This window comes from Mucilaginibacter sp. 21P (assembly GCF_019331605.1).
In the GTDB taxonomy this organism is placed as follows: Bacteria; Bacteroidota; Bacteroidia; order Sphingobacteriales; family Sphingobacteriaceae; genus Mucilaginibacter; species Mucilaginibacter achroorhodeus.
The window spans coordinates 4,070,400-4,083,048 of record NZ_CP063061.1 but is presented as its reverse complement, the minus strand read 5'-3'; the positions used below and the strand labels follow the sequence as shown (position 1 = coordinate 4,083,048).

Genomic DNA, 12,649 nt, shown 5'->3' with positions numbered 1-12,649 from the left:
TAAAAAATATTTTCAATAAAAATTAATTATTATTGTGAAACACCTATCACTAAACTTAAAGTGGAAACGATTCTAAGGTATGGGGGCTGTTGGATACAGACTGATGAAAATACTATCTACGGTAATTATGACGCATCGTTTGGAAAAGAACGCTGGCAGATAACGTTACAGAGCGAAACTTTTTGCTATATCAATGACAACGTAAAAACCTTTTTTAACGTTGCCGATGTCAAAGAAATCCAATTTGAGATTGGAGATCACCCAAGGCGCGGTTCATCTTCTTTGCCGCAGCCTTCTGTTTATGTAATTCTAAAAAATGATCCTGATCCTAAAGAATTTTTTCATTTCATCGTAAACGAAGAGTTTGTTTTATCTAACAAAACCCGCGCTTATGATGCTTGTGAAAAACTTGTCAGTCTTATAGGGGAGAGGTATGGTATTTCAACGTCTTATAAATTATCAATTGACACCAAAAAGAAAAGGAATGCGATAGCACTGGTACCACTTGTGTTAATTATTATCGTGATCGTACTTCTGCTGAGACTCAGACAATAAAATCAATTGCTCAACTATGCCTGTTAACCGCAATGCCCTTATCCGCTATCGCACTATCGATAACTGCCTGCGCAACCGTTTTAAGAAATGGACGCTGGAGGCCTTAATAGACGCTGTATCAGATGCCTTGTACGAGTTTCAGGGTATAGACAAAGGGGTAAGCCGGCGCACCATCCAGGCCGATATTGAGATGATGCGCAGCAACAAACTGGGTTACGAAGCGCCTATTGTTGTGGTTGATAAGAAGTATTATACCTACAGCGATAAGGATTACAGCATTACCAATATCCCGCTTAACCACCAGGATATGCAGGTACTTACAGAAGTATCAAACCTGCTGAAACAGTTTAAGGGCTTTAATCACTTTGCCGATCTTAACGAGATGGTGAGCAAGCTGGAGGATAAGATCTACACGCAAAAAACCAACAGCCCAGCAGTTATTGATTTTGAGAAGAACGAAAATCTGAAGGGACTTGAGTGGCTTGAGACCATCCGCAAAGCCATTGTTGCGCATAAAACCATCTGCGTAACCTACAGGTCATTTAAGGCAAGGCAGGCCAGTACCTTTTGTTTTAGTCCGTACCTGCTAAAGGAGTATCGTAACCGCTGGTTTGTATTAGGGGTATCGCATGCGCGCAATAAACCTTTACTTAACCTGGCATTGGATAGGATAGAAACTATTGAAGAACATCCGGATGCGTACATCCCTAACCGGCAGATAGACCTGAGTACCTATTATGACGATGTTTTGGGTGTAACTAAAACCCCTAACCAAAGGGCATGCGAAGTGGTTTTTTGGGTAGATGACAGCAATGCGCCTTACGTAATAACCAAGCCGATACACCACACGCAAAAGTTTTTGACGGATGAAATGGACGGCAAGATATTCAGCATAAGGGTTATACCAAATTTTGAATTGGAGCGCGAACTGCTCGGGTTCGGCTCAAGGCTAAGGGTGCTTGGTCCGCGCAGTTTACGCAAGCGCATCAAAGAAGAACTGCAACTGGCAAGAAATGGTTACGATGTACATATACAGGCTATTAACGAAGATTCGGAAGGGACGGTGTAAAGAATACGCCGTTTGAGCCCATCAAAGCCCCGGTAAGCCTACTATTATTCGATAAGAATAACATCAAGGGTTATAACCCATATTAAGAACTATAATAAGAAAAATTAAAGCCATAAGCATACGGATTGTCTCCGGGTGGTTCTAATGGGTCGGTATCGTAGACTTCTATTTTACCGATGATCTCATAACCGGTTTGTTGACCTATATTTTGTACTAACTCAATGGCTTCATCGGTAGTTGTGGCCCAAATTTTAACGCCCAAATAAGCTGTTCCGGGTCCCGATTTAAAATCTTCAATATACTCTGTTATCCTGACAGGAGTAATTATAGTGTAATGCGAAAACGGTGTTTTCTTCTTTCCATATCTGAGCTTTAGCTTCCAATTTCTTTCTGTCATCGGTTTGCGGTAATATTGACTATTGGCAAATGTATGTTTATCTAATAAAAAGCTCTCACTCCAACCTTACCAGAATTTAATTAAGTGAACAGCAGTTCGACAAGCTCATCATCGCTATTGCGAAAAATCCGTTTATGTCTGTTGCAAGCGTGACAAGCGCGCTAAGCACCACTGCCAAGATCCTGTCAGCGTTCACGGTGTTCACGAGTGTTCATGGCGTGAACGTGAACGCTTTTGGTAAGGGGGGATTTGTGGGTAGTAAGCAGAAAAACTAAGCCAAAGTAATGCCTAACCAGGCACATAGTAGGGCACTACGAGCGCACTATAACACAGGACGAAGCCAACAAAAAAGCCGCCCCCAACCTAAGTTGGGAAGCGGCTCCTCAGATCACTCATCAACAAGAGATCATTTCCAGCCACCACCAAGCGAGCGGTAGAGCTCGGCTACGGCGCTTAGCTGCTGGCGTTTTATGGATGCCAGTTCCAGTTCGCTTTGCAATACATTACTTTGGGCGGTGATCACCTCAAGGTAATTGGCCATGCCGTTCTTAAACAGCAGGTTGGCGTTGCCTGTTGCCTGCTGTAAGGTGTTAACCCTGTTGGCAGCGATGGCTTGTTGCGCTTTAAGCTTTTCTATTTTTACTAACGCGTCTGATACCTCACCAACGGCATTCAACACCGACTGGCGGAACTGTAATACGGTTCTTTCGCGCTCAACCTTAGCAACCTCGTATTGGGTTTTTAACCTTTTGCGATTAAATAGCGGTTGTGTAATGCCCCCTGCCACAGTACCAAACAGCGAAGCTGGTAAGCTGAACCAGTTGCTGGCCCTGAATGAGTTTACACCACCCTGCGCAGTAATGGTAAGCGATGGGTACATATTGGCAGCAGCTATACCCACGTTGGCATTTGCAACATTGAGTTCCAGTTCTGCGCTGCGCACATCCGGCCTGCGGCTTACAATGGCTGATGGCAAACCTGTAGGCACATTCTCAGCTACTGGCAGTTGATCTAAACGGGTATTACGCTCAATTGCAGAAGGTAATGCACCTGCAAGTATGCGCAAGGCATTTTCTTGTATAGTGATGTTCTGCTCAAATTCGGGCACCAGTTGTGCAGCTGCCAGCCGCTGTGCCTCAGCCTGCTGAACGGCCAACGATGTAACCTGTCCTGAGTTGAATTGCAGGTTTAAAATACGCAATGTGCTATCGGTAAGTGTTACGTTACGTTTGGCAATCTGCAGCTGCTCGTCCAGCATCAGCAGGTTGTAATAACCTTGCGAAACTGAAGCAACGATGTTGGTCTGGATAGCCTTGCGTGCTTCTGCAGTTTGCAGGTATTGTGCCAGGGCGGCCCTGCTTTGGTTACGGATCTTGCCCCAGATATCTGCTTCCCATGACAGGCCGAGGTTAGCGTCGTAATCTTCAATGTGTTTAGCACCTAAAAACTGACCTAAGCTTAAGCCGTTAAGGCTGTTATCGCTTGGGCGGGTAGTGTTAGCGGTAACATTCAGGTTTACCTGCGGGGTATAATTGAACTTGATCTGGTTAAACAATAACCTTGATGATTCAATGTTCTTCAACGCTATTTGCAGGTCATAGTTATTACGGATGGCGTCATCTATCAGCTTTTGCAAAGTTGCATCAGTAAAAAAATTCTTCCATTGTATATCTGCAATGCTGCTGGTATCTGCAGTAGTCACTGTATTCCTGAAAGCCACAGGCAGTTCAGGCTTTGGTGTTTTAACGTCTTTTGAAACGTTACAGGCGCTTATTATCAGTGATAATACCAATAGCCCGCTTAATATCTTTTTCATTTTGTTGTTGTGTTGAGGACTCACCCGGTCATCGCTACCGCTTGACCACCCTCTCTCCGCTTTGCGGAAAGAGGGTTTAGCCTTTTGTAACCCTCTTTGCGGAGCAGAGAGGGTCGACCAGCGTAGCGTGGTCGGGGTGAGTTGATTTATGATAATTCCGGTTCCAATTGTTTAGCGTGTTGGTCCTGGTTGGTACCATCCAGGTGTTTCTCTATCGGCGTACCGCTGATTTTTTCCTGCAGATGCTGGAAGATGACAAACAGTACCGGGATGATGAACAAACCTAACACTACACCGCTCACCATACCGCCGGCTGCACCAATACTGATAGAGTGGTTACCTTGTGCAGATGGGCCGGTTGCAATACTCATCGGGAACAAACCGAACACGAAGGCAAGCGAGGTCATCACGATAGGGCGGATCCTTAATCTTGCAGCTTCTATGGCAGCGGTAACCAGGCTCATACCCTGGCGGCGTTTCTGCACCGCAAACTCTACTATCAAAATAGCGTTCTTGGCCAGCAAGCCGATAAGCATGATGAGTGCTACCTGCACGTAGATGTTGTTTTCAATACCTGTTAAGCCCAGTACCGCAAACGTACCGAAGATACCTGTAGGGATCGACAGGATAACCGCCAATGGCAAGATATAGCTTTCGTACTGCGCTGATAACAGGAAGTAGACAAACACCAGACACAGCAGGAATACCACCGCTGACTGGCCGCCTGATGAGATCTCCTCGCGGGTTTGGCCCGAGAACTCGTAGGCATAACCAGCAGGTAGTTGCTCTTTAGCAGTTTCCTCAATGGCCTTGATGGCGTCACCGGAGCTGTAGCCGGGTTTAGGTATAGCGTTCACCTCGATAGAGTTGAACAGATTGTAACGAGAGGCGGTCTCTGAACCATACACACGGGTTAGTTTTACCAGGGTGTTGATAGGCACGGTTTCGCCTGCTTTGTTTTTCACAAACACACGGTCGATAGTTGTAGGGTCGGTGCGGTCGGCAATATCAGCTTGTACAACCACACGGTAATATTTACCAAAGCGGTTAAAGTCTGAAGCCTGCGCAGTACCAAAGTAAGCCTGCATGGTAGACAGGATGTCCTTCACATTTACACCCAACTGATTAGCTTTCTCGTCATCGATCTCTAATTGTAACTGAGGATAATCTGCTTTGTATGATGTAAAGGCGTAAGCCACAGCAGGTTTCTGCATTAGTTTAGCAATGAAGTTGTTTGCTACACCGCTAAACTTATCCAGTTTACCGTTGGTACGGTCTTGCAGCATCACGTCAAGAGCTTCCACGTTACTGAAACCGGGAACGGTCGGGAAACTGAATACGAAGAAGGTACCGCCGGTAACTGAACCAAGTTTGCCGCGAACGATGTTTTGGATCTCATCAATGTTCTTCACTTCGCCGCGTTCTTCAGTAGGCTTCAACAGTAGGAATATGACACCCGCTGATGGACTGCTTGATTGCGTTAAGAAGTTGAAACCTGATAGCGCAGTAACGAACCTTGCAGATGGCAGGGTTTTCAACTGGTCCTCTGCGTCTTTAAAGATCTTGTTTGTACCCGCAAGCGATGTACCTGATGGTGTTGATACCGCAATGGCCACAAAGCCCTGGTCTTCCGTAGGGATAAAGCCGGTTTTTGTGCGGTTCACCATAAATATGGTGATAGCAGTCAGCAATACAAGGCCGGCAACGCTTATCCATTTATTTTTGATAAGTACTTTGATACCGCCAACATATTTATTGGTCATGTAATTAAAGCTGCCATTAAAGCCTGCATAAAACCTTTGTACAAAGCCTTGTTTTGGTGCGTTATGGCCACCGGTATGATTGTTTTTAAGGAACAATGCAGCCAGGGCGGGACTTAGTGTTAGCGCATTTACTGCAGATATAATGATTGCGATAGCCATAGTTAAGGCAAACTGGCGGTAGAAGATACCAGTAGAGCCCGTCATGAAACTTACAGGCAGGAACACTGCTGCCATTACCAGCGTAATGGATATGATAGCGCCCGTGATCTCATGCATTGCTTCGGTAGTTGCCTGCTTAGGCGAAAGGCTTGGGTCGTGCTCCATTTTGGCGTGCACGGCCTCAACCACCACAATGGCATCATCCACCACAATACCTATCGCCAGGACGAGTGCGAACAACGTAAGTAAGTTTACCGAGAACCCAAACAGGCTCATGAAGAAGAACGTACCTACAATGGCTACCGGTACCGCAATTGCCGGAATAAGCGTCGACCTGAAATCTTGCAGGAACAGGAACACAACGATAAATACCAGCACGAATGCTTCTATCAGTGTATGCTCAACCTGGTTGATAGACTCGTCCAAATCGGTTTTGGTACGATAGAACTGGTTGTATTTGATACCAACAGGGAAGCTTTTAGATGCTTTCTCCATCAGTTTATCAATGGCTATCTGTATCTCATTGGCGTTTGAGCCTGATAATTGGATGATACCGATGATCACCCCATCTTTACCATTCAGGTTACTGTAGCTGTTGTACGAGTAGGCACCCAGCTCAACACGTGCCACATCTTTAAGGTGCAATACAGAACCGTCTGCGTTGGCGCGAATAGCAATATTCTGATATTCTTCCGGCTTAGTAAGTTTACCCTTATATTTAATTACATACTCAAAAGCTTTATCACTGCGCTCGCCAAAACGGCCCGGTGCAGCTTCCAGGTTTTTATCCTGTATGGCGGCCATTACCTCGGCAGGGGTAACTTTATAGGCAGCCATTTGTGCTGGGTTTAACCATACACGCATGCTGTAATCCTTAACACCACCAAATACTTGTGCAGAACCCACACCCGGGATACGTTTGATCTCCGGAACAATGTTGATCTGCGCGTAGTTGGCAACAAACGTTGCATCATACTTCTTAGGATCTTCGGTGTATATGGCCATGGCACCGATAAAGCTGTTTTGCTGTTTGGTTGTGGTGATACCGTACTGCAAAACCTCAGCTGGTAGTTGGCTTGATGCCTGCGAAACGCGGTTTTGCACGTTCACCGCCGCCTGGTCAGGGTCGGTGCCTTGTTTAAAATAAACAGTGATACCCAAAGTACCATCGTTACTTGCGGTAGAGGTCATGTAGGTCATATTCTCTACACCATTGATAGCTTCTTCAAGCGAAGGTGTTACCGAACGCAAAATGGTTTCGGCGTTAGCGCCTGGGTAAACAGCTGATACCAATACAGCCGGAGGGGCAATATTTGGGAAACGCTCTAAGGGCAATTTGGTAAGGCCAAGGATACCAACTATCACCAACAGGATAGAGATAACGGTTGAGAGTACCGGCCTTTCTATAAATTTCTTAAACATTTTATTAATTATTGCGGAACTTTTTGGGCAAAGCAGTGGCTAAGAGACGCTGTTTCACGTCTATTTAGTCGAAGGGAATCAAGAGCCAGGATGTGAGTAGACAAGATTTTTTATCTTGCTTACTGATTCTCATTTTCCTGGATCTCTTTCTTTCCTGCTTGCTTCTCTTTCCTGATTCTTGTCTCTTGTTTTCTTGACTCTGAGCTGTGGGTTGCTTATCTGCTTGCTACTTTATTACCCTGAGGTTGTGGTTTTATCACCATACCTTCCTGCAGTTTATCAACACCGCTGGTAACTATCTGGTCGCCGGCTTTAACACCGTCTTTCACCAGGTAATTGTTGCCGCTTGTGCCAATGATGGTGATAGGCAGTTTCTTTACTTTATTGCTATCGGCAAGGGCGTAAACAAATACCTTATCCTGCATTTCAACAGTAGCATCCTGCGGAATGATCAGTGCATTTGGGTGTGGCAGGCTTAACCTTACTTTACCTGTATTGCCTGAGCGCAACAAGCCTTGCGGGTTAGGGAAGCTCGCCCTTACACTGATAGCGCCGGTAGTTTTATCAAACTGTCCGTCTATCATATCAATGTGGCCGGGCTTGCTGTATTCGGTATTGTCAGCCAATAATAAACCAACTGCAGGCAGGTGTTTCAGTTTTTCCTGGATGCTTGCACCGGCATATTGTTGTTTAAAGGCTACAAAGTCTTTTTCGCCTAAAGAAAAGTACACATGCACATCATGCACATCAGAAAGTTGGGTCAATGCCGTAACATCCTGCGGTGATACCAGGCTACCTTGTTTTTTCTCGAGGCGACCAATGTAACCGCTTACAGGTGCTTTTATCAGTGTGTAACCTAAATTGATCTGTGCGGTTGAAACGTTTGCTTTAGCCGATTCGATGTTTGCTTTGGCCACTTGTTGTGCTGCTTTGGCAGATTTAAGTTGAAAGTCTGACACCACTTTATTTTGCACCAGCGGAGTAAGTTTATCGATCTCTAAAGCCGCATTAGCATAAGCAGCTTCAGCAGCGTGTTGTGCAGCTAATGCATTATTTAAAGCAGCGCGGTAAGGCTGATCGTTAATTTTAAATATTGGCTGACCTGCTTTTACAAAAGCACCTTCGTCAACAAATACTTTGTCTAAAGCGCCGCTTACCTGTGGGCGAACCTCAACGTTAACAGTACCCTCTATAGACGCAGGGTATTCCTGGTAAGTTGTTTCGTTACCTGTTTCAACGCTGCTTACCGGCAGCACCGGTGGGGGCGGGGCCTGCGGCGTTTGAGGCCCGCTTGAGCAGCTGAATAATGATATTGCTATTATAGCAGCTAGGATAATTTTCATAATGATGAGTTTTGATGATGATTTACTTGATGTGAGTGCAGCCCTAAAGCTGCTGATATATAGTGTGTCGGTTGTTTTTGTATTGTTGTAGTACATGGCGCTAAATCGGTTGGGTTTTAATAGATGTTAAAGTTTTAGTGTATATATCACCGTAGCTAATAGTGCCTAAGCGTAAAAGTTGTTAACATTGATAGATTATTTAACAGTGTTAAGTAAATATTAAAAGTTGTTGATGGCGTTTTCATATCTGCTTAAGTTAAAAATTTCAATTTAACACCGTTAAATTGTTTAACGATGTTGCAAAAAGTTTAAATTTTTTAAGGAGTTATAGACCTAATGATACCTGTGATGGCATCTCTCAGTACCTGCTTGTTTACCTCATCAGAGTTACCACGATCTACCAGATTGATAGAAACCAGACCATGAACTACTGACCAAAAGGTATAATACTTAGTACAGATCACTTCTGAGTCCATATCTTCAATTTTCATGAGCTTGCCTATCGAATCGGCTATGATGTCCCATGGGCAACCGGCTTCAGGTAGTTTGTTAACCATTTCACAGCTGCAGCTTGCGTTAATACCAAACATGATCTGGTAGAGCTCTTTATTAGCGAATGCAAAGTTCCAGTAGGTAAGCCACATATCCTCTAATTGCTTGGCCGGAGATGTGTGTTTGTCTTTTACTTCCTGCAGTTGTTTGGATAACTTTAAATACCCCTGGCGGGTAAGCTCCAATATTATAGCCTCTTTATTTGCAAAGTACTCATATATAATAGGGGCTGTATATTCAATGGCATCAGCGATCTTACGCATACTTAATGCCTGCCAGCCTTCTGTTTTTACAATATCAAAGGCAGCCTTCAGGATGTTTATCCTGGTATCTTCTTTTAGTCTCGCAATTCTTTCCTTGCTGGCCATGCCTTAATTTTTCTACTCCTATTAGATTATTTAACAGTGTTAAGCAAATGTACAACGTTAAATTAAACACCGTTTCATTTAATTGTCATTTGCATCGTAATTTTTAATTTTTTTCGATGCAGTTATGTTCTTCGTGAAATTGTACCAGTTTTAACATTACATCAATGGCAATGTCGTAATTTTTAGAGCCTACTACTTTTTTGTATTGGGCCTCAAGGTCTAATACCTGATTTTTAAGGTGATGGTAAAAGGTTTCGCCCTGGGTGGTGTAGTGCAACATTACAACGCGCGCATCATCGGGGCTTTTTTCGCTTTTAAGCATATTAATGGCTTCAAGCTCTTTTACTATTTTGCTTGTGGCCTGTTTAGTAACATTCATTTTAGCAGCAAGCTCGTTGTTTGAGATACCGCTTTTACCGATGGTCATAAACAGGGGCAGGTGTGCGCTGTTAAAACCAGGCTCATTAATGCGGCAAAGTTTTTTCCCCATCCACTCGTCCAAAAGGCGCTTAAGCAGATAAACCAGCTTAGGAGCAACCTTTTTACTTTCTTCAGTAATTAAACTTGGGTTCGCCATAATATCTTTTAAACTGAAAATAGGTCAACTTGGTTTACGAATTTACCATTAAAAGTCAAACTTAACAAAGAACCTCACGCCCCATTCCGGTGCGCCGGGATGGTCTAAGTAAGTAAAGCGTTTAACCAGATCAACACGTAATATTTTAAATATGTTACCAACACCAAAGCTACCCTCAACATAAGGGGTGCTGCCTAATGTGTAAGTACCCACGCCGCCCGCGCCTATATTAGTAGGGAATCGCAGTAACGAAGGATCGTTACTTGGGTTGTTTTCTGCACGTACACCGCCCCATAATGCTTTCACGTCTATGATCTCGCGCAGCTTCAGTTTCTTAAGCAGGGGCACCTTATTAAAGAAGAAACCATTAAAGTTATGGTCTACAAAGATGCTGGCATAATGGTCGCTCACAAACTCCTGGAAGTTCATCAGGTTGTACGATTGTAACTGAAACGCATATGTTTGGTTAGCATGATGAATATCCAATAGCGGGAAAGGTACTTTGCCAAACAGGTAGCCACCCTCAGTAGTAACATCGGTGTAACCCAATTGCGAAAAGTAGAAACGTTTGCTGATGTTACCGATAACATTCTGGTAATTATACTGGCTGCCAAATAAACCCGATACACCCTGTGTATAGTTCAAAGTAAATATTGGGTATTTATCAGGTATTGGTACGCGGTAAAGCTTGCCCTGGTAAAAACGCTCATGCGGTGCCCAGCGTATTTGGGCAGAAAATTCAGTGGTTTTTAGCTGGTTAACGTTATTTAGCGTGCCGTTTGGCAGTAGGTTTTGGTAAACCAGCGCACCGGCAGGGCTTTGTGCCCAGGTTTTAAAACCTAATGAGTACGAGAAGTGGTTGCTGTACTCTTTTACATAATCCAACCGGAAAATATCGTTATACAACCATATATCGTTCACCCCACGCTTAAATGATAGCAGGAAGTTGCTCTCCTGCACAAACTGCAGTTCCTGGCCCGGTATTTTGGTATCGTGCTGGAAGCTGGCGCGGATGTAATTCTGCGGGAACGAATAGATAGACTTATTGTTAAGCGAGTAGGTACTGCTTAAAAAGTATTTAAAGCGTTCATCACGGAAACCATAAGCGCCGTAAGTTTCAAAATAGTATCTTTTGCTCAATTCTGGTGTGGTGCGGCCACCTACGCGCAAGCGGAAACCTTCTACCGGGTTAAAGCTGTAAAAAGTGTTGGCAGGGCCTAACTCAAATTTGCCGAAGTTTTTGTACCCGGCTAAAACCAGCGTTGCAATGTCCATTGTTTTTTTGAACGATGGGATAGTTTGCAGGCTATCAATGTTCTTGTAGATACTGGCCGATGCAGCATCAAGTGTATCCGGGCGTGCCTGTTCCCAGTAGGCATCGTTTTGTTCTTCGGCGTTAAGCGCAACCACCTGCGACGGGCCTTCGTAAGTTTTCTTATCTGCCGGCTTATTCAGCTCAAAGTTGCTAATGTTCACCAGGCGCTCGCCATACATGCCGCCGCCTTTTTCCTTATTAAGAGCAAACTCTATCTTCAGGTCGCTTTGGCTCAGATGGTAACGGCCGTCAGGATTTTTCTCGAAAGAAAGATTGGCCTGCATCTGGCGCACAAAGTTAAGATTGATGTTTTTGTTGACAGTTAAAAAGGCATTCTGCACGGCATAGTTACCATCCATGGTAATGTAGATGCGGCCCTCAAACAACATATTGTTGGTGTTGCGCGGCGTAAAGCTCAACTCTATCAGTTGCGGCGTAACATCCTTAAGGGTATCAGTGATAAAGAATTTATAAAACGATGGTGAATTATCTGCAATAGGACTAAGTAACTGATTGCTGAGTAAGGATACATTGTTATCATAGATATTAATGTCCTGGTACATCCGGTCGAAGTATGATTTAAGACCATTGTTATCTACAAAGTTCTCATCATATTTAACCTGTTTGCTTGCAGTGATCACCTGCTTTTTAGCGTAAGGCACTTTACGATAATAGTTTTCAGAAAGCTTTTCTTCCTGGTAAACAGGTAACAGGATCTTGCCGCCCATTGCGGTAGAATCTGCCTGTTCACGGAAAAGGAACTGGTAGTTCTTAAAGATCTTTTTGTTCTTAAACTTTTCGCTCAGGTTACTTAACGATACGTTCATACGCTCGTACTGTTTGTATTGGGCGTAATCGTAATTCTCAACCTGGTTTTGTGCTTTGTGGGCAATTACTTTGCGTATCAGCTCCACAGCGGGGTTATTTTTATTGCTGTACTTCTTTTTCTTGCCGGACCTAACCATCACTTCGCTTAACCTGCGGTTGTCTTCTGAAAGGGCAACGTTTATGGTTTGTTCCTGGTTGGGGGTTATGTTTCTTACGGCAGTACGAAAACCAACAAAGGATACCTGGATCTGCTTTACATCCTGCGTGGTGGTTATGGTGTAACGGCCGTCGGCATTGGTGCCGGCCCCAATGGTTGTGCCTGCAAAGGTTACCGTAACATAAGGCATGGGCTGTTTGGTTTTGGCATCGGTAACCACACCGCTAACCTTTGTTTGCGCAAACGCCGCAACCGACGATAATAATACTAAACAGGTTAAAAAGAATTTATTAAATAGGGTAAAGGACAATTTCATTATTTGTGTTGA

The 12,649-nt window shown here is 44.1% G+C and carries 9 protein-coding genes; 2 read left to right on the top strand and 7 right to left on the bottom strand.

The window, feature by feature from the left end; translation table 11 throughout:
- The first annotated feature begins 60 nt into the window (after positions 1-60).
- Positions 61-555 carry a hypothetical protein gene (locus INP83_RS18215; RefSeq protein ID WP_219125386.1) on the top strand — a complete coding sequence of 165 codons (495 nt, stop codon included), beginning with the start codon at positions 61-63 and terminating at the stop codon, positions 553-555.
- Between the two features lie 16 nt (positions 556-571).
- Entirely contained in the window at positions 572-1,624 is a 1,053-nt protein-coding gene (locus INP83_RS18210) for a YafY family protein (RefSeq protein WP_219125385.1), read from the top strand.
- 82 nt (positions 1,625-1,706) lie between these two features.
- On the opposite strand, the gene INP83_RS18205 is transcribed toward INP83_RS18210, so the two are convergent.
- From INP83_RS18205 to INP83_RS18175, 7 genes are all read right to left on the bottom strand, one after another.
- A complete protein-coding gene (locus tag INP83_RS18205) occupies positions 1,707-2,021 on the bottom strand; it encodes a hypothetical protein (protein WP_219125384.1) in 315 nt (104 codons plus the stop codon).
- 406 nt (positions 2,022-2,427) lie between these two features.
- On the bottom strand, positions 2,428-3,837 hold the full coding sequence (locus tag INP83_RS18200) for an efflux transporter outer membrane subunit (RefSeq protein WP_219125383.1): 1,410 nt from the start codon (positions 3,835-3,837) through the stop codon (positions 2,428-2,430).
- Between the two features lie 146 nt (positions 3,838-3,983).
- A complete protein-coding gene (locus INP83_RS18195; RefSeq protein ID WP_219125382.1) occupies positions 3,984-7,181 on the bottom strand; it encodes an efflux RND transporter permease subunit in 3,198 nt (1,065 codons plus the stop codon).
- A 215-nt stretch (positions 7,182-7,396) separates the two neighbouring features.
- Positions 7,397-8,524, bottom strand: coding sequence for an efflux RND transporter periplasmic adaptor subunit (locus INP83_RS18190; protein WP_219125381.1), 1,128 nt, complete (start codon positions 8,522-8,524; stop codon positions 7,397-7,399).
- Between the two features lie 317 nt (positions 8,525-8,841).
- On the bottom strand, positions 8,842-9,444 hold the full coding sequence (locus tag INP83_RS18185) for a TetR/AcrR family transcriptional regulator (protein ID WP_219125380.1): 603 nt from the start codon (positions 9,442-9,444) through the stop codon (positions 8,842-8,844).
- Positions 9,445-9,547: 103 nt separating this feature from the next.
- Positions 9,548-10,021, bottom strand: coding sequence for a MarR family winged helix-turn-helix transcriptional regulator (locus INP83_RS18180; RefSeq protein WP_219125379.1), 474 nt, complete (start codon positions 10,019-10,021; stop codon positions 9,548-9,550).
- 48 nt (positions 10,022-10,069) lie between these two features.
- Positions 10,070-12,637 (bottom strand): DUF5686 and carboxypeptidase-like regulatory domain-containing protein, encoded by a 2,568-nt coding sequence (locus INP83_RS18175; RefSeq protein ID WP_219125378.1) that lies wholly within the window; start codon positions 12,635-12,637, stop codon positions 10,070-10,072.
- Between the last annotated feature and the right edge of the window lie 12 nt (positions 12,638-12,649).

Coding starts and splice junctions, on each gene's coding strand:
- INP83_RS18210 (WP_219125385.1), top strand. CDS start 572: ATGCCTGTTAACCGCAATGCCCTTATCCGCTATCGCACTATCGATAAC.
- INP83_RS18205 (WP_219125384.1), bottom strand. CDS start 2,021: ATGACAGAAAGAAATTGGAAGCTAAAGCTCAGATATGGAAAGAAGAAA.
- INP83_RS18200 (WP_219125383.1), bottom strand. CDS start 3,837: ATGAAAAAGATATTAAGCGGGCTATTGGTATTATCACTGATAATAAGC.
- INP83_RS18195 (WP_219125382.1), bottom strand. CDS start 7,181: ATGTTTAAGAAATTTATAGAAAGGCCGGTACTCTCAACCGTTATCTCT.
- INP83_RS18190 (WP_219125381.1), bottom strand. CDS start 8,524: ATGAAAATTATCCTAGCTGCTATAATAGCAATATCATTATTCAGCTGC.
- INP83_RS18185 (WP_219125380.1), bottom strand. CDS start 9,444: ATGGCCAGCAAGGAAAGAATTGCGAGACTAAAAGAAGATACCAGGATA.
- INP83_RS18180 (WP_219125379.1), bottom strand. CDS start 10,021: ATGGCGAACCCAAGTTTAATTACTGAAGAAAGTAAAAAGGTTGCTCCT.
- INP83_RS18175 (WP_219125378.1), bottom strand. CDS start 12,637: ATGAAATTGTCCTTTACCCTATTTAATAAATTCTTTTTAACCTGTTTA.